Here is a 25919-nt window from a genome sequence, read left to right on the forward strand (position 1 = left end):
AGGACCCCGTCCACCGTTCGCCTCACCCACTGAAACCAAGGACCACATGATGCGTACCACCTTGAATATCGCCGCCGTCACTGTCGCGGCAGCGGCGCTTGTCGGCACCGCGACCGCTGTCGCCGAAGGGCAAACCGGCTCGGCGGCAGTCGATTACGGCTCGTCGGCAGTGCAGTCGGCCGGCAGTTTCGTCGAGCGCGGCGACATCATCGGGTTGATAGTCCTGCTCGGTATCACCCCGATCCACATGCTGACCGGCGGCATCTGCGATCTGGCCACGTTCTCGGCCCTTCCGGATCCCTGCTCCCCTACCCGCTACTGACCCTAGCGATCCGCTGATGCCGCCCGAAGAATGGATCATCCGGCAGTGTGCGCGAGGACGGCGGCGGACAGTTCCGCGAGCACTTCGCTCGGGAGCGTGTGACCCATGCCCGCCACCATCATCAAGCGCGCGTCGGGGATCTGTTCGGCGATGAACACACCGTGGCCACGCTTGACGGGCTCCTGAGCGCCTTCGATGACCAGCGTGGGCGCCTGGATCCGAGACAGGACGCCCACCGGTTCGAAGTCGGGGTCGGCCGCGGCGGCCAGTCGGTGGTTGACCACCGCCGACAGGTCGCGGGCCCGATCGTGGATCCGCTCCTGCAGCGCACGTGCCGCGTCCTCGTCGAACGGCAACTCGGCACCGTGCAGCAAACGCTGTTCGGCGATCATGCCCTCGATGCGTGCTTCTCGCTCCGCCGGCGGAGCGGCGGCCATCAGCGTGCGATAGAACGCCACGAACTCCGGTGCCGGTTCGGGCAGACTGCCTTCCGGTTGCGGCTGACCCAGCAGTGCCCGCATGAGCACCTGCCCCTCGCCGCCACCCAGCGGCGAAGATCCGATGACGGTCAGTGAGCGCACCCGCTCGGGTCGCTCCACCGCGACGAACTGGCCGAGCAACCCGCCCGCCGAATGACACACCAGGTGCGCGCTCTCCATGCCGTGCGCGTCGAGCACGCGGTAGACGTCGTCCTTGATGTCGTGCCAGGTGTACGGCTGCGCCGCGAAGTCGACGGTCTCCGATTCTCCGGTGTCGCGATGGTCGTAACGCACCACCCGGCGACCCCCGGCCACCATCAGGTCCACGAACTCGTCCGGCCACAGGACTCCCTGGGACATCGACCCCATGATCAACAGGACCGGCGCGTCCGTTTCCAGTCCGAACTCTTCACTCCAGATAGTCACGGCTCGCATTGCGTCTCCTAGCTGTCAACCAAACCACTGCGTTTGTAGTGATAAGAACGTAGTACTACAAACGGAGTGATGTCAACCGTTCGCATCGCTCATGCGGTCAGTCGCTTGGTCGAGCGACGAAACGCCCAGACGACAACCACTAGAGCCAGCGCCAGCAGTGGGGTGCCCATGACGATCCTGGCGGTGGCCAGTCGGCCGGTGGCTTCGATGTCGTAGAGCCAGTCCTGGACGAAGTAGCGTGCCGCGAACATCACGGTGAGAGCGAGGGTGGCGAGATCGTGCCCGCGCAGTGACGGACGATCCTGTCGCCAGTCGAACTTGTTGCCGTGCAATACGTTCCACAGCAACCCGGTCAGCGGCCGACGTACCAGCAGCGAGACGAGTGTGACAACGGCACCGGCCAGACTGGCCCAGATGCCGACCAGGAAGAACCCGCCTGCCGAGCCGGTCCACGCGGCGACCCCACCCGCGACGACGACCCCGGCGAGCCCACCGCTCGCCTGCACCACAGGCTCGCCGCGAGCGATCCTGAGCCCCATGATGCCGAGGGCTATGGCGATGGCCGACCCGATGGCAATCGGTAGTGCGACCAGCGCGTTCGCCACGACGAAGGCAACGACCGGGATGGCCGTGTAGATCATGCCTGTCGTACCGCCCAGTTGGTCGATCAGGCTCTGCGTCGGATCGGTCGGCGCTACGCGTGGGGCTGCGGTCTCGTCGACGCTGCCGAGTGTGCGGTGGGATTCGGGCTGAAGCATGGTGTTCTCCGAGCTGTTGCGCGAGAAAGGTGTTGTGCGAGGCACAGTTCCAACGTTCGTCGCCGCGGAGGCCGGAAAACAGTGCGCCCCAACACCGTTTCGAGTGATAACGCCACGGATGCGGCATGACATCTGTCACGACATGCACTTCGCCGACGCGTCGATCTGCCCGGGGCTCTCGCGACAATGGGGGATTGACCGATTCGGTGTCGGCGTGATGATGATGTATCGAGTTCCCGCTCACTGGTTCCGCTTTGTCGCGAGGTCAACCTGATGCCGATCCACGCCGAGCTCACCGACAGTCTGTTCGTGCAGGCGGAGGAGGAATACGCTCGGCTGCTCACCATGTCGGTCGTCGACAGACCACGGCGCGACACGGTTGCCGAGATCATCCGCGTCGCGGTCGAGATCCTCGTGGCCAACGGCCCACTCGTGCGGGCTCTGGTGGCCGATGGAAGAAGAGGGCATGGACCGCGACGCGGTGATCGACCAGACCGCCGACATGATCGGGCTCTGGATCAGCGCGGTGGCGCTGGAAGACCCACCCGGCACTGCCCCCGAAGTAGCGCGGGAGCGCGCCACCCGAAGCTGATCGCTCGCGCATGGCGATGCGGGGCGATGCGGTTCGCCTCGACCGGCCAGCCGACCGAGGCGAACCCTTCCCCATGCACCCACACTCCGCCGCCACGTCGCGGGGGCAAGGTTCACTCTAGGCGCTTCAGGGGCTCGAACACGGGAGCCGCGCCAGCGCAATCACAAGTGGCACAGGCAGCTTCGCCCGGACCGGCTCCGATGCGCTGTGCGGCCGCCTATCGAGCGCTCTCAGTGGCTGGAACACCGCTCCGTCTCGGATCCACGCGCTCGAGCTTGGTCCAACCGGTCCAGCCCCGCTGCTTCAGCAACTCGATCAGTCGACGGGTCGGTGGTGCGGCGTCGAATGCCAGCGCGTCGAGCAATTCGACCAGAGACGGCTCGAAGCCGCCGCCGACGTAGTCCTCGCCCTGCTCATCAGCGAGCTGTGTGAGGTAGGCGGCCATATTGTCGACCAGTTCGATCAGCATCGGGTCGTTGTCGGTTCGGTCGAGGGCTTCGCCCAGGGTGCGGTAGAAGTCGACGAGCTGCGGATGGGCGATTTGCGCCCGCTTGCGTGCCATCAACTCCGGAACTCGCTCGGGTGAGTGCGCGACCAGCGGGATCCAGCCGTCGCGTTCGACCTCGACGATCCGCTCGTCGACACCGAGTGCCCGCAGGTGGTCGAGAAACTCCACCACCTCCGGCGGCAACGCCAGACTGTCCCCCGCGGCGAGGCGGGCGATCCGTTCGCGGTGTCGCTGCCGCTGCCAGATCTCCGCCCGCAACCGCGTATCGATCTCCGCGATCGCCGCCGCGAATTCTTCGGCGTCGGCCTGGAGCAGTTGTCGCACGCGCGCCAACGGAACCCCCGCTCCGGCGAGGGTCCGGATTCTTATCAGCTCCACCACGGTGCCCGCGTCGTACCTGCGATACCCGGAGTGGTCTCGTTCAGGCTCCGGCAGTAGCTCTTTGGCGTGATAGTGCCGCACAGCACGCACGGTCACTCCGGCATACGATGCGAGCTCGCCGATCGTCAGCATCGGATCAGTCTCCCCGGCCCGAGACCAGTTCAAGAAGCCGCCTGGTCGGCGGGAGTTCGCTCGCTCCGGATGATCCGGGCGATGTCCGGAGCGTGCGTGAGGACCAGCGCGTGACCGGCATCGAGCCAGGAGGGGCAGATGTCCGGCCGCTCGCGGACCAGCCGGTCGATGCCTGCCCGCCAGAGCCGATTGTGCCGCGGCGCTCGCCCCTCGACGCTGTCACCGGCCATCGAGGTCGACATGATCACGCGGATCGGACGGTCGATCCGGCGGTACCGGTCGAGAATTCCGGACCGGATCACATCGAGCTCGAGATTGAGGTCGAGGATTTCCTGTGCCGTGAGCAGCACTTGGCGCGCAGTGCCTTCGACGGTCTCCAGCCAGGCCGCCAGGTCCTCCCAGAGCACGCGAAATTCCGGCAGGTCGATCTCGGTGATGAACGGTTCGGGGATCGGATTCGCCCCGTCGATGACAACGAGTTCGCTGACAGCGTCGGGATATTCGCCGGCGTAGTGCACGACCAGATCCGCACCGTATGAGTGACCGGCGAGCACGGGCGCAGCGGGCAGGCCGCGGCGGCCCAGCTCCGCCATCACGGCGACGAAATCGCCGAAGAACGCCTCGAAGGAATAGCGGTCCCCGGCAGAGGAAAGGCCGTGGCCCCGTAGGTCGAAGGTCACCACGTCGAAGTCGCGCCGCAACAGGTCGATGAGTTCGTGCAGGTCGGCCTGTGTCGAAGCCAGACCAGGACACAGAACCAAGGGTCGTCCTTCGCCACCGCGAGACACCGGGATCGTGACGCCGTCGTGGCGGACCGTGAAGTGATCGGTTGTCGTAGTCATGCCGACCATGCTGCGGGGTTTACCCTACGTCAGGGTCAACCGTGCCCTAGGCCATCAGACTCAGCAACCCCAGGTCCTCGGCCAGCGCGCCGTCCTGGCCGAGCGCGGTGAAGTCGGCCTCGACGTCGGAGAGGGCGAGCTTGCCCGCGCGCACCGCTCGGTAGCGCACATACGACCAGAGGAAGACGTCGAGGTTGTCGAAGCGGGTGCCGCCCTCGAGCACCTCCTCCTCGTGGAACCACACCGCGACCTGACCGGAGGTGAGCACGACATAGAGGTTGCCGCTGCCATCGGCGCCGACGGAGAACACGTCCTCGTCGGTCAGCTCGGTGGCGTAGTCGGCATCGAGAATCCTGCAGCCGTTGTCGGCGAAGTCGAAAGCGTAGGACCAGTCGAAGATGTCGAGGAACTCCGGCAGCCGACCGGAGCGGACCCGGCGATCGAAGGCCGCGAGTGCGGCAGCGTCGACAGGAGCCAATCTTTCGAGAAATGGCTCCACCGAACGGGTTTCGCCGGCGACGACAACCGGTTCGCTATCCGGGAACCAGCGGGCGAGATCGGCATCGAGGCCACGATCGGTGTAGCCGACGAGGTCGGCGAGGGTGAGCGTCACGCTGAGATTGTAGAAACGATGTCCGACATGCGCAGTCCGGCATGACGTTCGGAAAGTCAGTGCTCGAGCGAGGGATCCCAGCGGTTGGCGAGCAGTGTGAAGCTCGGCAGGTCCTCCAGCGAGGTCAGTGCCTCGTAGATGCGCTCGTACCGCGTCGAGGCGATCCGCCACGCCCCGTCCCGGTCGCGACGATAGGTGTCGGAATAGTATCCGCCGCCGCGGATCTGAACCTTCGCGCTCGGCACGAGGACAGTGTCCTCGAAGGCCCAGGAACCCTTCGCGGTATCGCCGTCGACCTCGATCTCGGGGTGATTGGCGATGTGGATCGTGATGATCCCGGGCCCGAGGTTCTTCTCCATGAACGCCACGACGTCGGCCCGGTTGTCGTAGTGCAGCGGCTCGCCCATGGCTTGCGTGCCATAGCGCGCGGAGACGTCTTCGGCGAGGCAGTCCGCGAACTCGTCCCACAGTTTCAGGTCGAGTGTGCGGAAATAGCGGTGCTTGAGACGCTTGATCTCCTCGATCGCGACAAGGTCCATGGCCGGATTGTAGAACGTGTTCTAGATCCGGGTGAGCGTTCGGCCGACGTTGTCAACTCAGGAGGCTTTCCCGCCGCGATGTCACGACGGACTGATCGGCGCAGCGCCATCAGGAAGCACGGACTCGCAGATCGGGCACCGCAGAATGCGCGCTTCTACTCGTTCGCATCGCTGCGAACGACCCTTCTCCTCGATCTGCGCGAATCTCTGGCCGCTCTCCGGCACTGCACCAACCATGAATGCGGAGATTCGTATGTCGCAACCCATCGACCCGAGGACGCCGCCATGACCGTCACAGACGAATACCTGAGCAACAACACCGCGTACGCAGCGCAATTCAAGGGCCCGCTCCCCCTGCCGCCCAGCAAGCACGTCGCCGTGGTGGCGTGCATGGACGCCCGCCTCGACGTTTACCGCATCCTGGGTCTACAGGACGGTGAGGCGCACGTCATCCGCAATGCGGGCGGCGTGGTCACCGATGACGAGATCCGCTCGCTGGCCATCAGCCAGCGGCTGCTCGGTACCACCGAGATCATCCTGATCCACCACAGCGACTGCGGCATGCTCACCTTCACCGACGACGATTTCAAACGGGCCATCCAGGACGAGATCGGCATCAAGCCGACCTGGTCCGCCGAGGCCTTCGGCGATCTCGACGAGGACGTCCGCAACTCGTTGCGCCGGATCGAACGCAGCCCCTTCATCACCGAAACCACTTCCCTGCGCGGATTCGTCTTCGACGTCGCAACCGGGAAACTGAACGAAGTGCTCGACTGATCCTCGAGGGAGACTGCCCGAGCGGCCGAACCGCTCGGGCATCTGCACTTCTCGCCGCGCCCCGCTCAGGAGACGAGCTTGCCGAGAATGTCCCGCAGCGAGGCACGCTCCACGTCGGTGAGTCTTCCGAAGAAATCGTCGGCGTCCTTCGTCCGGGCCTCGGTCAGGGTGTCGAGGGTTCGCCTACCCCGTGCGGTCACGGACACGAGAGTGGCGCGGCGGTCTGTCGGGTCGGGCTCGCGCGTGACCAACTCAGCCTTTTCGAGCGCGTCCACCACCTCTGTGGCCGACCGGGGGCTGATCCGCAACGCGTCGGCGATGGCCGACAACCGGAGTCCGTCGTGCTCGCCTGCCACCCGAAGCGCGCGGGCCTGGTGCGGGGTCAGCCCCATCGGCGCGTACATCGCCGACCAGCGCCGACGCAGCGTCCTGGCCACCTGCATCAGCAGATCGCTCTCGTTGTCGGGCATAAACCCGCCTCTCGCCTTGTTTCCCCTACCAGATAGTGAGGTAACCTCAGCATAAACACAACCCAAGGGGGTTGCATATGGAAGTGAAAGTCTCTGGCGGCCGCACCCGCCGACCCGACCCGGCCGACCGCGCACAATTGCGCGAGTCCCCGGTGTCTCTGCGCCGCATCGCCGCGCTCTTCGCGCCGTACCGGCTTCAGCTCATCGTGCTGACCGTCCTGATCGTGGCGGGTTCGACGATCAGCCTCGCCTCACCGTTCCTGCTGCGACTGGTGATCGATGACGCGCTGCCCCACCAGGACGTGTCGCTGTTGCTCTGGGCCGTGGGCGGCATGCTCGCCGTCACCGTGCTCACCGCGGTACTCGGCGTCGGCCAGACGCTCATCTCCACCACCGTCGGGCAGCAGGTCATGCACGTGCTGCGGGCCGATGTGTTCCGCCACCTGCAGCGGCAGTCGCTGGCGTTCTTCACCCGCACGCGCGGCGGTGAGGTCCAGTCCCGCCTGATCAACGACGTCGGCGGCATGCAGTCGGTGGTCACCAGCACCGCGACCTCCATCGCGAGCAACGTCACCACCGTGGTCGGCACCGCCGTCGCGATGGCCGTGCTGTCGTGGCGGTTGTCGCTGCTGTCGCTGGTGGTGCTACCACCGGCGATCTGGTTGACCCGACGCGTCGCCCTGCTTCGCCGCGACATCACCGCCCAACGCCAACGCCACCTCGCCGACCTGCACGGTCAGGTCGAGGAAGGGCTCTCGGTGAGCGGCGTGCAACTGGGCAAGACCCTCGGCACCGGTCCCCTCGCCTCCGCCCAATTCGAGAAGACCTCGCACGATCTGGTCGGCCTCGAAGTGCGCTCGCAGCTCGCGGGCCGCTGGCGGATGGCCTCCATGAGCATCCTCTTCGCGGCCATCCCCGCCCTGCTCTACCTCGCCGCCGGCCTTCCGGCGACCAGTAGCGGCATGACGATCGGCACGCTGGTCGCGTTCACCACGCTGCAAGCCGGGCTCTTCCGGCCGCTGATGGCCTTGCTCAACGTGGGTGTCGAAGTCACCAGTTCGATGGCGTTGTTCAGCCGGATCTTCGGCTACCTCGACCTCCCGGTCGAGATCGATGAGCCCACCCACCCGGTCGACCTCGACCCGCGCGATGTCGTGGGCGAGGTCCGGTTCGAAGATGTCGGTTTCCGCTACGACGCGGCGGGCCCCGACGTGCTCGACGGCGTCTCGCTCGTCGTGCCGGCCGGGTCGACACTGGCCCTGGTCGGCGAGACCGGCTCCGGCAAGACCACCCTCGCCTCGCTCGTCGCGCGACTGCACGACGCGACCGCCGGGCGGGTGAGCATCGACGGCGTCGACGTCCGCGACCTGGAGCTCGGCACCCTGGCTCGGATCGTCGGTGTGGTGTCGCAGGAGTCGTACCTGCTGCACACGACCATTCGCGAGAACCTCCGCTTCGCCGCGCCGAGCGCCACCGACGCCGAGATCGAGCGCGCGGCCCGCGCCGCGCAGATCCACGAACTGATCGCCTCGCTGCCCCAGGGCTACGACACCGTGGTCGGGTCGCGTGGACACCGGTTCTCCGGCGGTGAGAAGCAGCGCATCGCCCTGGCCCGAACCCTACTGCGCGACCCGCGCGTGCTGGTGCTCGACGAGGCGACCAGTGCCCTCGACAACGAGACCGAGCGTGCGGTGCAGGCCGCCATCGACGTGGTGGCCCAGGGCCGCACGGTTATCACGATCGCCCACCGGCTCAGCACCATCCGCGACGCCGACCAGATCGCCGTACTCGACCACGGCCGGGTCGTCGAGCTCGGCGATCACACGACGCTGGTCGACGGCGGGGGACGCTACGCCCGACTCAACGGCGCCGCCGAGGTAGTGGCGGCCTGAGCCGACGGGCTCTCCCCCGGCGACCGCCGCTCGTCCCAGGATCTCCTCTCTGCAGGTCGGTACATGAGCATGCGTACCTTCCCGCAGGGTGCGCACCTCACCTCGGCTGACGACGATCAGGGGGCGAGCAGGACGGTCTTTCCGGTCAGGCGGCCTGCTCCTGCGTCCGCGTGCACGTCGGCCAACTCTGCCACCGGGCGACGCTCGGCGATGTGGAGGTGGAGCTTGCCTGCGTCCACCTTGGTGACCAGCTCGCTCAGCTGCGCTCCGTCGCTGCGGACCCACAGGCTCTCGCTGCGGACCCCGCGGGCAGTGTCCTCGGGAATCGGGCCTGCCGAGCTTGTGGCGATCCCGCCGTCGGCGACATAGTTCGTCAGCTGTGCGAGCTCCTCTGGGGAAACCCGCACGTGGTTCACCACGACCTGGAACGGACCACCCACCGCGTCCGGACCGTCGGCGAGGTCGAGGGGGCCTTCGACCCGGACCGCGCCGTAGCCGCGGAGCCGGTCGGCGTGTTCCGGCGCGTCCACTGCGGTCACCTGCGCTCCCGCATCGACGGCGAGCTGCACCACGAGACTGCCCACCGCACCCGCCGCCCCGTTGACCAGGACCGTCTGACCCGGTTTCAGCTCGGCGAGCTCGAACGCCAACTGCCAGGCGGCGAGGCCGGTCAGCGGCAACGCAGCGGCGTCGACCAACTCGATCGTCTGCGGTGCCGTGGCCAGGGACTCGACGGGGACCAGCGCGAATTCGGCTGCGCCGCCAGCGGAGTCGAGGGGCAGCATCGCCACGACCCGGTCGCCGACTGCCCAGCTCGTCACGTCCGCGCCGAGTTCGACGACGGTGCCTGCCAGGTCGATGCCCGGCACGTAGGGCAGCGCGATCGGGATCATCTCCGCCAGGTGCCCGGCGCGGATGTGATCGTCGACCGGGTTGAACGATGTGGCCTCGACCTGCACGAGCACCTGCTCGGGTGCGGGAACCGGACGGTCGACGTCTTCGTAACGCAGGACTTCACTGGCGCCGAACTCGTGGAAACGGATTGCCTTCATGGAACTGTCCTCCGGGGTGTTTCGATGTCGTCGCCACGAGATGGGCGATCGAGTGGGAAGGGAAAGTCGTTCCGGCTCAGGTCAGTTGGACCGAGCGGATGGAGTTGCCCATGACCAGGCGGTCGATCGCGCTCACCGCGCTGGCGGGGTCGGTAGCGGCACCGACGGTGAGCAGCAGCGGGACGAAGTGTTCGGCCGTCGGGTGGGCGACGGCGGCACCGGGTGCCTTCACGCGGTAATCGGTGAGGGCATCGACGTCGCCGCGAGCGAGAGCATCGGTTGCCCATTCGTCGAAAGCTGTTGTCTCGGTGACGAGCTCCGGTCGGCGGAAGACGGCGAAGCTGTGCGTCATGAAGCCCGAGCCGAGTACGAGGACGCCTTCTTCGCGCAGCGGCCGTAGGCGTGCGCCGAGTTCGAGAAGCGCGCGGGGGTCGAGGCTGGGCATCGACAGCTGCACGACCGGGACGTCGGCTGCGGGGTACATGGCCATGAGCGGGATGAACGCGCCGTGGTCCAGGCCGCGGTCGGCGAACTCGTGCACGGGCGTGGAGCCCAGCAGACCTGCGAGTCGGCGAGCGAGGTCGGTGCCGTCCGGGGTCGCGTAGGGAAGGGTCTTGTAGTGGGGGTCGAAGCCGCTGAAGTCGTAGTAGAGCGGGGTACCTGCCGCGGCTGCGGTGATCGCGGCCGGTGCCTGTTCCCAGTGAGCCGAAACAACCACGATCGCACGGGGTTTGGGCATCGATCGAGCCCAGGCGTAGAGGTCGCCGAGCCATTGCGGATCGTCGAGGGTGAACGGGGCGCCGTGGCTGACGAACAGGCTCGGCAGTGGCCCATCGGCCGGACTCCACAGGCGTTGGTCGCGCGCCTGTGGCACAACGCGAGCGAGGAGATCCGCGTAGGCCGCGGCGGGCCTGTTGGAAGCTCGGTCGTTCGTGGAAGGCCCTCGGCTCGTAGTCATAGAAATCAGCTCCTCAGCTTGCCTGGGAAAGTGTTTTTACTTGCCCAGGCAAGTCAAAATGTAGCGCATCTTGACTTGCCCAAGCAAGTCAAGGTTTCCCAGGCAAGTACGATGAGCGCATGAACACCCCCTCACCCTGGCTCGATGACGAACAACAGGAGCTGTGGCAGGCACTGCTGACGGTCGTCATCGCCCTGCCGGCAGCTCTCGACCGCCAGTTACAACGCGACGCGAGCATCTCCAATTTCGAGTACGGGGTGCTCGCCCAGCTGTCCATGGCCGACGACGACACGATGCGCCTGAGCGACCTCGCCCGGGTCTGCGACAGCACCCAGCCCCGCTTGTCGAAAGCGATGGACCGCTTCGAAGCCCGCGACTGGGTCACCCGCCGACCCGACCCGAGCGACGGCCGATACACCTTCGCCACCCTCACCGACGGCGGCCGCCGGAAGCTCGTCGAGACCGCCCCGGAGCACGTCGCGCACGTGAAGCGGCTCGTGTTCGATCCGCTGACCACCGCTCAGCGCCGCAACCTCGGGACAGCACTCACCCGCATCGCCGCGACCGTGCGCGGGGAACTCGAACAGGGTTGAGCGGGTGGGATTCGCCGCAGCGGATACCTATCAGCCGGTGATGAGGTGTTCGACCTCGCCGATATCGTCGAGAGTCAAAGTGAGGACGTCTCCCGGTTCGAGCCAGTGGCCGGTTTCCATACCGCTGCCGCAGGGCAGCGTGCCGGTTCCGAACAACTCTCCGGGATAGAGATGTTCGCTGTGGGAAGCATGGGCGAGGACTTCACCGAGGCTCCATCGCATCCCGGCGCTCGACACCGTCTCGACGGTGTCTCCGTTGATTCTGACCGACCCGGTGAGATTGTCGATGCGTGGCAGGATTTCGTCCGCGGTCACGGCTGTCGCCGACATCGAACTGGCGAAATGCTTGGATTTCTGTGGCCCGAATCCGCTGGCCATCTCGGCTCGTTGAATGTCTCGCGCGCTGAAGTCGTTGAGCAGGACGAACGCGCCGATCGCGGCGGCGGCCTGCTCCGGCGTCGCACAGTACAGCGGCTCAGCGAGAACGAATCCGATCTCGAGTTCGTAATCCAAAGCCGACGAGTAGGCCGGTGCGCAGATCGGGGTACCCGACGGAACGAATGTCAGATGGTTTCCCAGGTAGTAGATCGGCTGCTGATAGAACAACGGCTTCGGCTTGAACAGCGGAAAACTCCGACCGCTCAGCCGTTCTACCGCGGCGGCCAACCGGTACTGCGTCGGATGGAATCGGCGCACCAGACCGCGGCTGGCGTCGATATTGTGCTGCTCGAACAACATGAAGTCCCGAAATGAGGCCGGGTTGAACGGCAGCAACAGCTCGGACTCCCGCAAGTGCCCGTCAGCGACGCCGAGCTCCCACTGATCACTGAACACCGTGCCCACCATCGGTTCCGGATGCGCAGACCACTGCCCATCACGGAAAGACTGTGTCTGCAATCCATCCTCGGTCCGAATACGACGCAACTTCATCGATGATCCTCTGTTCACTGTGGCCGAAGGTCGGCTCGGCCCCGATGCCACCTCCGCAAATTGTGGCAATTCACAGACCTGATCCAAGGCCTCGGTACCCGTTCTCGGTGACCATAGGGTCGACGGATGCCGAGTCAACCAAAACCCAACAGGCGCGGCGCGATCCAGTTGGCGGCGGTCGTCGGCGCAGGTTTGGCACTGTCCGGTCTCCCGGTCTCCGCCGCCGCCGATCCGAACGTTCGATACCGTGGATACTCCGCCGAGGACCGCGCCGAACCGTACGCGAAATTCATGGCCGCGCAAACTGCTCCCGTTCTGCCGTCGGTGGCTGCGGCCTATCTCGGCGGCCCGACACCACCAGAGCAGATTCCCGAGTTTTCCGCACTTCCGACGGACCTCTCACCGCACGGCGTCGCCGCGGTGGAAACCGGCTACGGCACAACCGCATCCGGCGCGATCTGGGTCGCGGTGCATACCGAGATGCGGGGCGTCACCGCCGCCATGTGGGACTGGTGGTTCGCCTGGCACACCGTCGAATCCGCACGCTACAAACTCTGGCACCCCGACGCGCACCTCTACTGCGCCATCGCCCGAGACCGGTCGGCGGAACGCATCCCCGACCGCGACAAGTACATCGGCAACATCGCCTACGTCGACGAGTACATCGGCCCGAAACTCCAGCAACTGGCGATTGCCTTCACCGACCCGCGCGCCCATGGCTTCCACGTCCCCGATCAGCACACGATCATTCTCGGACGGGTCGGCAGCATCGTCGCACCGGTCGACCTCGGCTGGCTGGCGCACCAGGTGAGGCCGATACCCGCGGGATGCGAGATGCGCAGTCGCTTCTACCTCAATATCCACGGCCTCCACCAACCCGACCTGCCCCAGGCCGCGCAAGCAATCGAACGCGGGCCTGCCGTCGACCCCCGAGACCTCGTCCTCGATGTCGACCTCGCCCGCGAACTACTCCTGCACTGCGGTCAGGAGATGAATCATCTGGCCGGATTCCTGCCGCAGCTCTACCAGGAATTCGCCCGCTGACGCCGATCGAGCGCGACCCATTCGAGCCCGGTCATAGGTCGAATGCGACGTCGAGAATCTCGCTTCGCGGCAGTGACTGACAGGCAAGTCGGGTACCGCGGGCCAGATCGTGCTCGTCGAGGGTGTGGTTCTCGCGCAGGTGCACCTCGCCTCGGCGCAGGGTGTACGCGCAGCCGCCGCAGGTTCCCTCGCGGCACACATAGGGCGCGTCCAATCCGCGAGCGAGCAGCACATCGAGGAGCACGGCGTCAGTCGGCCAGGTGATGGAATGGATCTCATCGTCGAGTTCGACCGTCGCTGTCGAGCTCGACGCACTGTCGCAGACAGCCTGGGCGGGTGGGCTGAAAGCATCGGTGGTCAGCGACAGGAAGGTCTCGGCGTGAATATGCTGCGCGGCAAGGCCGTTGGCGACCAGTGCGCCGCGAGCTGCCGCCATGAAGGGCGCCGGACCGCAGAGGTAGGCGTGTGACTCCGCGGGCGCGGTGAGCCAGGACCGTAGCGCGACCTCGGTGGGGCGGCCGGATTCCGATTCCAGCCAGTGCGTGAGGGTGAGACGATCGGGGTGGCATCGGGCCAGCGCATCGAGTTCGCGAGTGAAGATGACGGATTCGGCGGTGCGGTTCGCGTAGGCCACCGTGATCGGATTGTGGTGCAGGGCAAGGGCAGTCCGCAGGATGGACATGATCGGGGTGATTCCGCTTCCCGCGGCCACCAGCAGGAACGGCGCGGTCCAGTCCCGAGGGACGAAGCTGCCAGCCGGCGCGAGAACGTCGAAAACCGTTCCGGGCGAGGCATTGTCGAAGATCCAGTTGGATGCGCGGCCGTCAGGGACGCGTTTGACCGTGATGGTCGGGCGGGCCGGTAGATGCGGCGAACTCGACAATGAGTAGCAACGAGCGAGCGACCCGTTCGGGCATGGCACCCGCAGTGTCAGGAACTGTCCCGGCTGGTAGTCGAACGGGGTTTCCGGACCCGCCACCGCATCCAGCGTCAACGACACCGCATCCGCTGTCTCCCGGATGACATCGCGGACTTTCACCTGGTAGATGTGCTGTTCGAGCCCTGTGGCTGACATCGTCGTGCAACTCCCTCGTGGCGGGTATCGAGTCTCGGCGCCCCTGCAGCCACAGCGTGGACCACAAATGTGCCATTGACAAATGGCACATAAGCTGATGACACTGAGGTCATGACAACAACAAGGTCAACGGCGACCTCACGGTTGGCGAACGTGGTGGCGGTGCCACCTTCACGACGATCCCGGCTGGCACTGACAGCGGGCCACCACGTGCTCCGTCCGATCAACTGCGCACTTCCGCACAATCGACTCGGCATAGCCGCGGCCAGAACGATGACAGCCGCGATCATGGCCGTGGGCGGACCGCCCCCTAGTGGAACCCGGGTCACGCCCGTGCGGTCCGGCGCGGTGCGCGGGGAATGGGTTCGGGCCGCGGATGTCGAATTCGGCGACCGGGCAATCTATTTCGTCCACGGAAGCGGATACGTGCTCTGCTCGGCGCGGACACACCGCGGTCTGGCGGCCCGACTGTCACGGGAGACCGGGTTGCCGGTATTCGTGATCGACTACCGGCTCGCGCCGGAGCACCGGTTCCCGGCCGCCGCCGACGATGTCGGGGCCGGGTATCGGTGGCTGCTCGGAAACGGTTACCGCGCAACGGATGTGCTCATCGCGGCCGACTCCGCCGGCGGCCATCTGACGATGGACCTCCTGCTGGACAACGCCAGGACCACCACCCCGCAGCCCGCCGGTGCCGTGCTGTTCTCGCCGCTGATCGATCTTTCGTTCAGGTTGGCCGAGCACCATCAGCGCCACGGCACCGAAGCCATGGCCTCGGCGCGCGTAGGCCGCAGCGCTGCCGAGCTGTACATGGCGCAGGAACCGGCCGACTCGCCGCGACTGCGGCTGACAATCCCGCCCGGCACGGCGCTGCCGCCGCTGTTCGTGCAGGCCAGCGACACGGAAATGCTGGTCGGCGATGCCGTGCACCTGCGCGAGATGGTGACTGCGGCCGGCAGCTCCTGCGAACTAGAGCTGTGGCCCGGACAGGTCCATGTCTTCCAGGCCCTGCCGCTGTTGGTGCCAGAGGCCGCACCGGCGCTGCGCCGAGCGGCCCGCTTCATCGCCGACGCACTGGCGGCATCCGATACCTCGACCCGAGAGCGAGTGAGCTGACCGTGGGAATACTGGATTATCTACCGGGCAACAGCCGTCGATCCTATGGCGCCAAGGCCGTGGTCACCGGGGCGGGCAGCGGCATCGGGCGGGCGTTCGCGCTCGAACTCGCGGCCCGCGGCGGCCAGGTGGTGTGCGCCGATATCGACAAAGACCGGGCCGAGCAGACGGTGCGATTGATCGAACGCGTGCACGGCGCGACCGCGCATGCCCTGTTCTGTGATGTCGCCTCCCGCAGCGACATGGAGAGCCTGGCACTGCACACCGAGTTGCTCTTGGGCGGGCCACCCACCCTGGTGATCAACAACGCCGGCGTCGGCATCGGCGGTAGCCCTGTCGGCGACATCGGTCTCGACGACTGGCAATGGGCACTCGGCATCAACCTGTGGGGTGTGGTCCACGGCTGTGAGCTGTTCACCCCGCAACTGCGTGCCGCCGGACGCGGCGGCATCATCAATGTCGCGTCGGCGGCGGGATTCGCCGCCGCACCGACCATGGGGCCCTACAACGTCTCCAAGGCCGCGGTCATGTCGCTGTCGGAAACACTGGCCGCTGAGCTCACCGGTAGCGGAGTCGCGGTCACCGTGCTGTGCCCGACCTTCGTCAAGACCAATGTCGCCCGCGACGGCCGCATCGACGCCACGGCGATGAACCTGGCCGAAACGCTGATGCGCTGGACCGGCTACTCCCCCGAGCGCGTCGCCCGGATGACCCTCGATGCCAACGACCGAGGCCGCCTCTATGTGTTGCCCCAGCTCGACGCACGGCTGATCTGGCTACTCAAGCGGCAATTCCCCACCCTCTACACCCGCGGCCTCGGCACCCTCAATCGCCTGCTCCCGCAAGCAGATTCGAATCCGAAGCCCGTCACGACCACCGACACCGAGAAGACAGGAGTCTGAGATGTCCTTCGACTTCGACGACATGCTGGCCAAGATCAAGGCCCGACAGTGGGCACTGGCCGATATCGACTGGGACGCACCGGGCGCCGAACTCGTCGACCCCGCGTTGCACGCCAAACTGAAGCCGTTCATGGCCGACCTGATGTGGATCGAGAACGTCGGCGCCCGCGGATTCGCCGCCATGGCGCAAAAGGCGCCCACCGAGACGTTGCGTGAGATCTACCGCTACTTCCACGCCGAAGAACAGCGCCACGCCAACGCCGAACTGGCGCTGATGCGCCGCTGGGGAATGCTCGACGGCGACGAGATCCCGGAACCGAATATCAACGTCAAACTGGTGATCGACTTCCTCGACAAGCACGCCGACGGCATGTCGCTTTCCTTCCTCGGCACGGTCATTCCGATGCTCGAGGTCGCTCTCGACGGCGCGCTGATCAAATTCATCACCGACGAGGTCACCGACCCGGTCGCGCAGGACGCGTTCAAGAAGATCAATGCCGACGAATCCCGGCACTTGGCCACCGACTACGCGGTCATGGAACTGCTCGGCCACTCCCCCGCCCGCAAACTGCTCATCGATCTGGTCGGCGGCTGGGCCAAGCCCTCGTTCCTCATCGGCGTTCTGAGCTATGTGCCGCTGTTGAACAAGATGCGCGATAATGTTGTCGACCTGGGCGTGGACGAGGAACGCCTGTACACGGCAATGCGACGCTTCAGGGCTGTCGGTGAACGCAATCCGATCGCCAACCGCGTACCCATGTACCGCATCGTCAAGATGCACGCCAATTGGGTGATCAACCGCGATCACCCCTACCATCTGCTCGCCGACGCGCTGGTGAAACTGACCGCACGTGTTCCCGACCGCTTCCTCGGACCACAGCCGACCTGGTCCAAGGAACTGACCTACGAGCCGGTCGCGTGAGCGCCGCCGAGCCGCTGGATGTGGCGATCATCGGCGCGGGTTTCGCGGGCATCGGTACCGCGATTCGGTTGCGCCAGAAAGGGATCACCGACTTCGCTATTTTCGAACGCGGGTCACAGGTGGGTGGCACCTGGCGCGACAACACCTATCCCGGCGCCGCGTGTGACATTCCCTCGCGGTTGTACTCCTACAGCTTCGCGCCCAATCCCGACTGGTCGCACACCTACTCCGGCAGTTCCGAGATACTCGACTACATCGAGTCGATGGTCGACGAATTCGACCTGCGGGCCCGAATCAGGTTCGGGCACAACGTCACCGGAACCACCTTCGACGAGGTGAGCGGCCTGTGGACCATCGCCATGGCAGGGCGTAAGCGCGCAGTGCAGGCGCGCACGATCGTCATCGCCTCTGGACCATTGTCCAATGCCAGTCTTCCCAGTATTCCCGGGATCGAGGACTACCAGGGGCACAAGATCCACAGCGCACGCTGGGATCACGACTACGACTTCACCGGTAAACGGGTCGCGGTGGTCGGCACCGGCGCCAGTGCCGTGCAGATCGTTCCCGAACTCGTCCGTCGCGCCGCGACGGTGAAGGTATTCCAGCGGACTCCGGGGTGGGTGCTACCTCGGGTCAACCGACCGACCAGTCGGCGAACCAAGCAGATGTATCGTCGGCTGCCGGTCACCCAGACCCTCGCCCGCCGAGGCTGGTTCTGGGGGCATGAGTCGGTGGCGCTCGGGGTCGTCTGGAACACGCCGCTGACCCGGGTCGTGGAATCGGTGGCCAAGCTGCACCTGCGTTCCCAGGTGCGCGACCCGTGGTTGCGCCGCCAGCTCACCCCGGGGTTCCGCGCCGGCTGCAAGCGGCTGCTGATGACCAGCGACTACTACCCGGCATTGCAGAAGGACAACTGCACGCTGGTCACCTGGCCGATCGCCCGCATCAGCGAACACGGCATCCGCACCGCCGAGGGTATCGAGCACCGTTTCGACGCCATCGTCTTCGCCACCGGATTCGAGGTTTCCAAGACCGGCAGCCCGATCCCGGTGACCGGCCGCGACGGACGGGTCCTCGCTGACGAATGGAGCAAGGGGGCCTACGCGTTCAAGAGTGTCGCCGTGGCCGGATACCCGAACCTGTTCCTCACGTTCGGACCGAATTCGGGACCCGGCCACAATTCGGCGCTGGTGTACATGGAAGCGCAGATCGACTACCTGACCGACGCCATCGGCATGATCCTGACGCAGAATCTGCGCACCCTCGAAGTGCGCCGCGACAAACAGGACCGGTACAACGAGCAGCTACAGCAGCGTCTGACGGCGACGACGTGGAATTCCGGCTGCCGCAGTTGGTATCTCACCGAGGACGGCTTCAACGCGACGATGTTCCCCGGCTTCGGCACCCAGTACGTTCGGCAACTGGCTGACGTCGACCCCGACGACTTCCTGTTCACCCCCGCCGACGCGGAATCGGTGATCGGAACCAGCGACCATGCCGTGGTCCCGCTCGGCTAGGGTGACAACGATCCCTGTGTCCATGTCCCCGAGGACGCATCCCGGGGACATGGACACAAGCCGGTGCCTGCTCGGTGGCCGCGAGACGAACAGGAGACGAGACGGGTGTCGGAGTACCGCATCGATGATCTCGCCCGCGCCGCAGGAACCACCGCCCGCAACGTGCGCTCGTATCAAGAGCGCGGACTGCTCCCGGTGCCGACCGCCCGCGCCGGGCGCGCCCTGATCTACGACGACACCCACCTCGAGCGCCTGAAACTCATCGACGCGCTGCTGCAACGCGGCTTCACCACCGCGCACATCGCCGACTTCATCACCAGCTGGGAAACCGGCAAGGATCTCGTCGATGTCCTCGGTTTGCCGCGTACGGCGACCCCCGACCCGGTCGACGCCTCACTCGAGGTCCCCCTCGAACTCGTCGCGACCTTCCTCGGCGCCGAGGCGAACGACCCGACGATGCTGACTCGCCTCAGCGAGCTCGGGGTGCTCCGAGTCCGCGGCGACATGGTGGAATTCACCGATCCGCTCCTGCTCGAGACCTTCGTCGACTTACGCGAGTACAAGTTCGACCTACGCCGCCTGGCCGACCTACAGGCAGTGGTCCAGCATCGTCTCGACGACATCGCCCATCAGATGTTCACCGTCACCCGCGACCATCTCGTCGAACTGCACGGCCCCGGCTGGCTACCGACCACCGACGCCGAGATCGCCGAAACCACCACCATGATCAATCACCTGCGCGACGTTGCCGTTGCCGCCGTGCAGCACAGTCTCGTCCAAGCGCTCGACCGCACGTTGACCCAGGAATTGGGCGAATACCTCGCCACCACCGCCGAGAGCCGCTCTGCCGCGGACCCGGAATAGCTCCTCGTACACCCGCAGATGTCGGTCAGCCTTCAGACCACAACATCTCGTCGCGCGGCGGCGAGGTTGGCGATCAACTCCGGACGAGTCTGGGACTCGTGCGCGACCCATGCGGGCTGGCCGGGACCACTGCGCCAGGATTCGCTGAGCGGACTGTTGTCGACGGTGTCGAAGCCGAACTGGTCGTACAGGCGTGTCACGAATTCTATCGCCTCGGGAAAGTCGCTCGACGCCGACAACGCCAGCCGCCCCGGCGTCCCCGCGGGTCGACCCGCTGTGGTGATGCGGGGAGCTTGGATATGGGTGAATGCCTTGACCACCTTGGACGTGGGGAGATGTTCCTGGCGCAGCTCGTGCACTGTCTTCGCGCCCGATTCGACCACCGGGAACCGGCCGTCGCGCCACGCCATGTAGTTGTTCGTGTCGAGGACGACCTTTCCCGCGAGCTGGTCGACGGGCATATTGTTGATCAGCTCGAGCGGCACGGCCACCACGGCGAATTCACCGGCCGCCGCTGCCTCGGCCGCTGACGCGGCGCGCGCCGAGGGGCCGAGTTCAGCGATCAAGTCACGGAGGGTCTCGGGTCCGCGCGAGTTGGCGATGACGACGTCGTAGCCGTTCGCGATGGCCGCACGGGCGATCTGACTACCGACCTCGCCTGCGCCGATGATGGCGATTGTTGTCACGGTTTCTTCCCTGGAAATGGTGTCGGCGGATGGGTGAGTCGTCAGCGCGCGAGGGCGCTCTCGATCATCTGCAGCGCCGCGCTCTTCGCACGACGTAGCTCGTCGTCACCGATGCCTGACTTGTGCAGGAATTCGATTCCCTGCATGACAGCGATCAGTGCGCGGGCAGTCTGCTCGGCATCGATGCCCGCATCGATCTCACCCGCCGCTTTGGCCAGATCGATCTGTCGAACGAACAGTTCGAGCGTCCCGGCGTATGCCTGGCAGGCCATGGCCTTGACCTGCTCGTCTTGGGAGCTCAGAGCCGCGGCGCTGTTGGCCATCAGGCAGCCTTGCGGCGGTAGATCCAGACGGCCGCCGTCTTCGAAGGTGACCGCCGAGGCGAGTCCGTGCCATGGGCTCGGGTCGGCCGCCATGGCGGCTTCGAGCCCGGCGGACTGGCGCGCGCAGTAGTCCTCCAGGATCCGGACGAACAAGTCGTGCTTGTTGCCGAACGCCCCATACAGGCTCTGCGTGCCGACCCCGGTCGCGTCGGTGAGGTCCTGGACCGACGTGGCCGCGTAGCCATCGCGCCAGAACGTCGATCTCGCGGCAGTGAGCACAGCCTGCTCATCGAACTTCCTCGGCCTGGCCATCTTTCGACCGTACCAGTTATGGAGTGAACGTTCAATAATTGACAAGACGCGTCACCGTCTGCAATTTTTGATCAATCACTCCATAACTCGAAATCAAGGATGCCGCACATGGTGACAGGACCGCTCGAAGGTAAGACCGCGCTGGTGACAGGCGGATCCAGGGGCGTCGGCGCGGGCATCGTCGCCCGATTGGCTGCCGACGGGGCACGGGTGGCATTCACCTACGCGAACTCCAAGGAGCGCGCGCAAGACGTGACCGACGCCGTTGCCGCGACAGGAGGCGTCGCGCACGCGATCCGTGCGGACAGCCTGGCCGAAGAGGATGTGGTGTCCGCGGTGGCGTACACCGTCGACCGGTTCGGCGGCCTCGACATCCTGGTCAACAATGCCGGTGTCGGCAGTTTCACCGAGATCACCGACATGACGATGGCGCAGATCGACGCGATGCTGACGGTCAATGTGCGCTCGGCGATCGTCGCCATCCGAGAATCGCTGGCGCACTTGGGCGAGGGCGGGCGGATCATCAATATCGGCAGCATCAATGCCGACCGCATGCCCTTTCCCGGCGGCTCGATCTATGCCATGACCAAAGGCGCGCTGTCCAGCCTGACCCGTGGACTCGCCCGCGAGCTCGCTCCGCGCGGAATCACGATCAACAATGTGCAGCCGGGCCCGGTCGACACCGATGCCAACCCGGCCGATGGACCAGCCGCGTCGGCCATGCTCGGCGTGATGGCGGTCGACCGATTCGGAACCACGGCGGAGGTCGGCGCTTTCGTTTCCTTCCTCGCCGGGCCCGAGGCCGCCTACATCACCGGCGCCAGCTTGAACATCGACGGCGGATTCGGCGGCTGATGCCCGGCTCGACCGCTGACGGCGGTGGCCCACCCCGTGCTCGTCGCCCTGACGGGCGCTAGTGGGTGCCCGCCTCGGCGCGTGCGTAGAACGCGGCGAGCTCGTCGGGGTTCTTGGTGTAGACGTCGATCTTTCGCACGGTGCCGTTGTCGACCTGGTGGATCTCTACCATAGTCAGCGGGTACTGCTCACCGGTGGTGTGGACCGTGAGCGTTCCGGTGAGGGTTCCGATGACGCCGGCCGGCCCCTCGTACACCTCGGTATCGGTGATGGCCACGCCGGCGTAGCCCATCATCGCGCCGAGGATCGACTCGACGAATACCTCGCGGCCATGGTGTAAGCCGCCGTAGGGAAGCTGGTCCGGCTCGTTCCTCTCAGGGAGTGACAATCGGGAAAGCCGGATCGAACTCGTCGAGCAACGGACCATAGGTGCCGAGCACCGTCGCGTCGCCGGTGAGGGCGATCTTGCCGGCTTGGGCCAATTTCGCCGCGGTATCGGGCTCGAGCAGCACCGAGACCAGGAACGGCTTCGGCCCAGCCACCGTCAGCTGCGCCCGGCCGGATTTGCCGCGCCGGGCGTTGAGTACACCGCGGCGGATCCACATCGTCCATTGCTCGGCGGCATCGGTGAAGTCCAGGTCGATCCGCAGATCCACGTCCGCCGCCTTCTCACCGATGATGTGCACCGAGACGAAGTCGAACAGGATGTCGATCGGCATGGCCAGGATGCTGTCCTGGCTGGCCGTCACGTACGGGGGTGGCTGGGCACCCTCGCGTAATTCCAGTGCAGCGGACAAGAAGATGCCGCGCCATTGTGGGCCTTCGGCCTGATACCCCATCTGTTCGTAGGCGTCGGCCTGTAAATCCTTGGCCCGCTGGTTGTCCGGTTGCGCGAATACCAGTTTGTGCAGGATCTCCGCGGCCCATCGGTAGTCGGCGGCGTCGATTGCGCGCTGACCTTCAGCGAGAATGTTGTCAGCACCGGCGAATTCGACGAACCGTGCGGCGGCTTCGACCGGCGGGTGCGGGTGCAGCGAGACCGGGTCGCCGTCCCACATACCGAGTTCTTTCGTGTACACAGCGCGCACGTCGTGATGCAGGGTGCCGTGATAGCCGCGGTTGGCCCAGTTACGTCCCAATTCTTCCGGCAGCTCGATCACCTCGGCCGCCTCGAGCGGGGTGTAGCCCTTGTTGGCCAGGCGCAGCGCCTGGTCGTGGATGTATTTGTAGGTGTCGCGTTGGGATTCGAGGAAACCGGTGACGTTGGCGTTGCCCCACACCGGCCAGGTATGCGGCCCGTAGTGCACCTCGGCCTCGTCACCCCAGCGTTGCAGAGTCTCGTCGAGGTAGCGGGCGAAGTTGCGGGCGTCGCGGGTGCGGGCGCCGCGCAGCGTCTGGATGTTGTGCAGCGAATGGTTCGCGTTCTCCGCGCAGGTGAGGGCCTTGAGCTGTGGAATCCAGATATGCATCTCCTCGGGCGCCTCGGTATCGGGCGCGTAGAGGAATTCGAACTCGATACCGGCGATCTCCCGGCGGGAGCCGGTTTCGGTGATCAGGTCGGTCGGCGAGATATAGGAGATCTGCGGGCCGTGGGTGGAGGCGATACCGATACCGCAGGTGACGAACCCTTGTGGACCAGGCGGCAGCAGGGAGCCGAAGGCGTAGAAACTTCGGCGCGCCATCGCATTTCCGGCGATGACGTTCTCCCCGATGGCGTACTTGTCGAACTGCATACCCGGCGCGATGATCGGCACTTTGCCCGAAGCTACGTCCTCCGCTGACACCACACCTTTCACACCGCCGTAGTGGTCGATATGGGTGTGGGTGTAGATGACCGCCTTCACCGGTTTGTCGGTGACGTGTTCACGGATGAGCGCCATTGCCTGCCTGGCGGATTCGACTCCGGCCATGCAGTCGATGACGATGATCCCGTCCTCGCCCTCGACCACGGTCAGGTTGGCGATATCGTTGTTGCGTGCCTGGTACACGCCTTTGGTCACCTCGTACAGTCCGCCGAGGCTGATCAGCTGCGACTGTCGCCACAGGCTCGGGTTCACCGAGTCCGGGGTCGGTGGGTCACCGCGCAGATAGTCGAACTCGGCAGGATCGAAGACTACGTGGGAGCTGTCGACGTCGGAGTACACCGGAACGGGCAGCGCAGCGATCAGGCCACGTTGCGCGTCGATGAAGTCGTCCCGGTTATCCATGTCATAGCTCTGCGTCGCCGCACGGTTGATAGCCGCGGTAGCCGAACTGGCAGGTTTGGAAACCTGGCACATGCGCGCTCCTGTGAACTCGGGTGTACGGTCTCCCGACAATCACCCCGCGCGCGCCACCGCGCATCACCCGTCCGGGGTGACTTCGACCCGCTGGGCCGCGCACCGCCACAACTCTGAGGCGCCATGATGGAAGAGTGCAGCACCCACCCATCCCCGAACGCCTATGCTCCTCGGTCGGCGCGCGGCAATGGCCCTGACCGCATTTCATCCCCTGTGGGTGAGGACTCCGGCCGCGGCCGAAGGTTGCGTGGTCAGCGAACGGACTTTCTGGAACGGAGGAGCCCCGAGCGTGGACCATTATGATGAGCTCGCCAACGCCGCGTTCGAGGGCGGTTTCCCGACTGCGCAGACCACCCGGAGCCTGCGTGACGAACTGATCTTCCAGCGCGCGGTCCAGAGCTACCTGTGGGCCCTGCCCGCCATCAATATCTGGGCGATGAAAGAAGCCTCGGAGGCTACCTTCGGCGGCGGCTACAACGTTCTGCCCATCTGGCAAGACCGCATCGACGCCAAGACCTTGGTGACCACACCGAACTTCGACGTCGTCTACGCGATGGGATACCTCGATCTCGGCGAATACGGTCCTTTGGTGGTCGAAGCCCCCGCCGGAGTACAGGGCATGTTCGACGACTTCTGGCAGCGCCCGATCGTCGGCCCGACAATCGACGGCCACACCTGGAAAGGCGATGTCGGCCTGGCCGGACCGGACCGAGGGGCCGGTGGCACCTATGTCCTGCTGCCACCCGGCTATCAAGGTCCGCAACCGGAAGACGGCTACGTCTACCGCTCGCGGACCAACAACGTCTTCCTGTTCTGGCGTGCCTTCTTCACCGACCCTGCCGACCTGTCCGACGCTGTCACCCGCATCGAGCAGACTGTCGTCTACCCCATGGGCGCTCGCGACGACGCACAACCGATGCGGTTCCCGCACGCCTCGGGCGTCGCCTGCGACATGCTGTTCCCCAGCGACGGAACGTATTTCGAGCTGCTCGATCGCTTCATCCAGCGGGAGGCCGTCGATCCCTACGACCTGGACCTGCGCGGGTTCCTGCACACCCTGGGAATCGAGAAAGGGCGAAAGTTCGCACCGACGCCACCCGACCGTGAGCTCTTGGACAAGGCGGCTCGCACCGCGTTCAAACTCTCGAAGGTGACGGTGACGAGTCTGTTGCCGCTCGAGCCCGGTGGGACCTACTATCCCGGGCAGCCGTGGGTCAACACCTTCGCCGGGCAGAACACCGAATTCCAGTCCAGCACCACGTTCACCAACCTCGAACAGCGAAGCGCGTTCTTCACAGCCGCGTACTCCGACTCACCCGGGATGGTCGTCGACCTGGTCGGCAAGGGCGCGAAGTATCCGGCGACCATGAAAGACGCCAATGGCGACTGGCTCGACGGTGCCCGCGCCTACGTCCTGCGCTTGCCGCCGGACATCCCGGCCGCGTTGTTCTGGTCGATCGCGGTCTATGACAGCGTCACCGCCTCCGGCCTCGACAACGGTCAGCGTTTCCCCTCGATCAATGCCATGGACAAGCCGATCGCGAATCCCGACGGCTCCCACGACGTCTACTTCGGCCCGGACAAACCCGCGGCAGCCGAGGACAGCAACTGGCTACGCACGGTGCCCGGCAAGGGATACTTCGCGATCCTGCGCCTGTACGGACCTGGCCAAGAGTTCTTCGACCAGACGTGGAAGCCCGGTGATCTGCAACCGATCCTGTAGCACTTCCCCCCAAGACGACGGACCTCAA

Annotated in this window: 28 protein-coding genes; 13 read left to right on the top strand and 15 right to left on the bottom strand. The window is 65.8% G+C overall.

What is annotated here, in order from left to right; all coding sequences use genetic code 11:
* The first annotated feature begins 49 nt into the window (after positions 1–49).
* Positions 50–322 (top strand): hypothetical protein, encoded by a 273-nt coding sequence (locus ASD42_RS24200; protein ID WP_131816546.1) that lies wholly within the window; start codon positions 50–52, stop codon positions 320–322.
* Positions 323–357: 35 nt separating this feature from the next.
* Here ASD42_RS24200 and ASD42_RS24205 read toward each other — a convergent pair whose 3' ends face one another.
* Positions 358–1236, bottom strand: a complete 879-nt coding sequence (locus ASD42_RS24205) for an alpha/beta fold hydrolase (RefSeq protein ID WP_056820793.1) — start codon at positions 1234–1236, stop codon at positions 358–360.
* An 89-nt stretch (positions 1237–1325) separates the two neighbouring features.
* On the bottom strand, positions 1326–1994 hold the full coding sequence (locus ASD42_RS24210) for a DUF3159 domain-containing protein (RefSeq protein ID WP_084787282.1): 669 nt from the start codon (positions 1992–1994) through the stop codon (positions 1326–1328).
* Positions 1995–2445: 451 nt separating this feature from the next.
* On the opposite strand from ASD42_RS24210, the gene ASD42_RS34545 reads away from it, so the two are divergent.
* Positions 2446–2586 (top strand): hypothetical protein, encoded by a 141-nt coding sequence (locus ASD42_RS34545; protein WP_156677565.1) that lies wholly within the window; start codon positions 2446–2448, stop codon positions 2584–2586.
* 217 nt (positions 2587–2803) lie between these two features.
* Here ASD42_RS34545 and ASD42_RS24220 read toward each other — a convergent pair whose 3' ends face one another.
* Genes ASD42_RS24220 through ASD42_RS24235 form a run of 4 tightly spaced genes read right to left on the bottom strand, consistent with a single transcriptional unit; the run spans position 2804 to position 5601 of the window.
* Complete coding sequence (locus ASD42_RS24220) at positions 2804–3607, bottom strand: MerR family transcriptional regulator (protein ID WP_056820796.1); 804 nt, start codon at positions 3605–3607, stop codon at positions 2804–2806.
* A gap of 29 nt (positions 3608–3636) precedes the next feature.
* Positions 3637–4449 carry an alpha/beta fold hydrolase gene (locus ASD42_RS24225; protein ID WP_056820989.1) on the bottom strand — a complete coding sequence of 271 codons (813 nt, stop codon included), beginning with the start codon at positions 4447–4449 and terminating at the stop codon, positions 3637–3639.
* A gap of 46 nt (positions 4450–4495) precedes the next feature.
* A complete protein-coding gene (locus tag ASD42_RS24230; RefSeq protein ID WP_056820797.1) occupies positions 4496–5062 on the bottom strand; it encodes a hypothetical protein in 567 nt (188 codons plus the stop codon).
* A gap of 56 nt (positions 5063–5118) precedes the next feature.
* Complete coding sequence (locus ASD42_RS24235; RefSeq protein ID WP_056820798.1) at positions 5119–5601, bottom strand: nuclear transport factor 2 family protein; 483 nt, start codon at positions 5599–5601, stop codon at positions 5119–5121.
* Between the two features lie 285 nt (positions 5602–5886).
* Between ASD42_RS24235 and ASD42_RS24240 the strand changes: the two genes are divergently transcribed.
* The gene (locus ASD42_RS24240; protein WP_056820991.1) at positions 5887–6378 is read left to right on the top strand and encodes a beta-class carbonic anhydrase; all 492 of its coding nucleotides are present in this window, start codon (positions 5887–5889) and stop codon (positions 6376–6378) included.
* 65 nt (positions 6379–6443) lie between these two features.
* Here the strand turns inward: ASD42_RS24240 and ASD42_RS24245 are convergent, their stop codons facing one another.
* Positions 6444–6848, bottom strand: a complete 405-nt coding sequence (locus ASD42_RS24245) for a MarR family winged helix-turn-helix transcriptional regulator (protein ID WP_056820800.1) — start codon at positions 6846–6848, stop codon at positions 6444–6446.
* A gap of 77 nt (positions 6849–6925) precedes the next feature.
* On the opposite strand from ASD42_RS24245, the gene ASD42_RS24250 reads away from it, so the two are divergent.
* Entirely contained in the window at positions 6926–8740 is a 1815-nt protein-coding gene (locus ASD42_RS24250; RefSeq protein ID WP_056820801.1) for an ABC transporter ATP-binding protein, read from the top strand.
* A 116-nt stretch (positions 8741–8856) separates the two neighbouring features.
* Here ASD42_RS24250 and ASD42_RS24255 read toward each other — a convergent pair whose 3' ends face one another.
* Both ASD42_RS24255 and ASD42_RS24260 read right to left on the bottom strand, forming a co-directional pair.
* Positions 8857–9792, bottom strand: a complete 936-nt coding sequence (locus ASD42_RS24255; protein ID WP_056820802.1) for an NADP-dependent oxidoreductase — start codon at positions 9790–9792, stop codon at positions 8857–8859.
* 76 nt (positions 9793–9868) lie between these two features.
* Positions 9869–10750: a DODA-type extradiol aromatic ring-opening family dioxygenase gene (locus tag ASD42_RS24260; RefSeq protein ID WP_174551952.1), complete on the bottom strand. Its 882-nt coding sequence runs from the start codon at positions 10748–10750 to the stop codon at positions 9869–9871.
* Positions 10751–10869: 119 nt separating this feature from the next.
* On the opposite strand from ASD42_RS24260, the gene ASD42_RS24265 reads away from it, so the two are divergent.
* Positions 10870–11343, top strand: coding sequence for a MarR family winged helix-turn-helix transcriptional regulator (locus ASD42_RS24265; protein ID WP_056820805.1), 474 nt, complete (start codon positions 10870–10872; stop codon positions 11341–11343).
* A 30-nt stretch (positions 11344–11373) separates the two neighbouring features.
* On the opposite strand, the gene ASD42_RS24270 is transcribed toward ASD42_RS24265, so the two are convergent.
* On the bottom strand, positions 11374–12273 hold the full coding sequence (locus ASD42_RS24270) for a fumarylacetoacetate hydrolase family protein (RefSeq protein ID WP_056820806.1): 900 nt from the start codon (positions 12271–12273) through the stop codon (positions 11374–11376).
* Positions 12274–12399: 126 nt separating this feature from the next.
* On the opposite strand from ASD42_RS24270, the gene ASD42_RS24275 reads away from it, so the two are divergent.
* Positions 12400–13317 (top strand): DAPG hydrolase family protein, encoded by a 918-nt coding sequence (locus ASD42_RS24275; protein WP_084787283.1) that lies wholly within the window; start codon positions 12400–12402, stop codon positions 13315–13317.
* Between the two features lie 31 nt (positions 13318–13348).
* Here ASD42_RS24275 and ASD42_RS24280 read toward each other — a convergent pair whose 3' ends face one another.
* Entirely contained in the window at positions 13349–14392 is a 1044-nt protein-coding gene (locus tag ASD42_RS24280; RefSeq protein WP_056820807.1) for a ferredoxin--NADP reductase, read from the bottom strand.
* 111 nt (positions 14393–14503) lie between these two features.
* Here ASD42_RS24280 and ASD42_RS24285 point away from each other — a divergent pair, with 111 nt between their 5' ends.
* From ASD42_RS24285 to ASD42_RS24305, 5 genes are all read left to right on the top strand, one after another.
* Positions 14504–15508 carry an alpha/beta hydrolase gene (locus ASD42_RS24285; RefSeq protein WP_084787284.1) on the top strand — a complete coding sequence of 335 codons (1005 nt, stop codon included), beginning with the start codon at positions 14504–14506 and terminating at the stop codon, positions 15506–15508.
* Between the two features lie 2 nt (positions 15509–15510).
* Positions 15511–16410, top strand: coding sequence for an SDR family NAD(P)-dependent oxidoreductase (locus tag ASD42_RS24290; protein WP_056820809.1), 900 nt, complete (start codon positions 15511–15513; stop codon positions 16408–16410).
* A 1-nt stretch (position 16411) separates the two neighbouring features.
* Complete coding sequence (locus ASD42_RS24295; RefSeq protein WP_056820993.1) at positions 16412–17332, top strand: hypothetical protein; 921 nt, start codon at positions 16412–16414, stop codon at positions 17330–17332.
* A complete protein-coding gene (locus tag ASD42_RS24300) occupies positions 17329–18849 on the top strand; it encodes a flavin-containing monooxygenase (RefSeq protein ID WP_084787285.1) in 1521 nt (506 codons plus the stop codon). Before ASD42_RS24295 ends, ASD42_RS24300 begins: the two co-directional genes overlap by 4 nt.
* Positions 18850–18954: 105 nt before the next feature.
* Positions 18955–19713: a MerR family transcriptional regulator gene (locus ASD42_RS24305; protein ID WP_056820811.1), complete on the top strand. Its 759-nt coding sequence runs from the start codon at positions 18955–18957 to the stop codon at positions 19711–19713.
* A 32-nt stretch (positions 19714–19745) separates the two neighbouring features.
* On the opposite strand, the gene ASD42_RS24310 is transcribed toward ASD42_RS24305, so the two are convergent.
* Positions 19746–20399, bottom strand: coding sequence for an NADPH-dependent F420 reductase (locus tag ASD42_RS24310; RefSeq protein WP_056820812.1), 654 nt, complete (start codon positions 20397–20399; stop codon positions 19746–19748).
* Positions 20400–20440: 41 nt separating this feature from the next.
* Positions 20441–21034: a TetR/AcrR family transcriptional regulator gene (locus tag ASD42_RS24315; protein ID WP_056820813.1), complete on the bottom strand. Its 594-nt coding sequence runs from the start codon at positions 21032–21034 to the stop codon at positions 20441–20443.
* A 111-nt stretch (positions 21035–21145) separates the two neighbouring features.
* Between ASD42_RS24315 and ASD42_RS24320 the strand changes: the two genes are divergently transcribed.
* A complete protein-coding gene (locus ASD42_RS24320; RefSeq protein WP_200950510.1) occupies positions 21146–21889 on the top strand; it encodes an SDR family oxidoreductase in 744 nt (247 codons plus the stop codon).
* Between the two features lie 58 nt (positions 21890–21947).
* On the opposite strand, the gene ASD42_RS24325 is transcribed toward ASD42_RS24320, so the two are convergent.
* On the bottom strand, positions 21948–22184 hold the full coding sequence (locus tag ASD42_RS24325; protein WP_200950503.1) for a hypothetical protein: 237 nt from the start codon (positions 22182–22184) through the stop codon (positions 21948–21950).
* A gap of 79 nt (positions 22185–22263) precedes the next feature.
* Entirely contained in the window at positions 22264–24096 is a 1833-nt protein-coding gene (locus tag ASD42_RS24330) for an alkyl/aryl-sulfatase (RefSeq protein WP_235569808.1), read from the bottom strand.
* A gap of 361 nt (positions 24097–24457) precedes the next feature.
* Here ASD42_RS24330 and ASD42_RS24335 point away from each other — a divergent pair, with 361 nt between their 5' ends.
* Positions 24458–25891, top strand: a complete 1434-nt coding sequence (locus ASD42_RS24335; RefSeq protein ID WP_235569809.1) for a DUF1254 domain-containing protein — start codon at positions 24458–24460, stop codon at positions 25889–25891.
* Positions 25892–25919: the final 28 nt, after the last annotated feature.

This window comes from Nocardia sp. Root136, assembly GCF_001427185.1.
In the GTDB taxonomy this organism is placed as follows: Bacteria; Actinomycetota; Actinomycetes; order Mycobacteriales; family Mycobacteriaceae; genus Nocardia; species Nocardia salmonicida.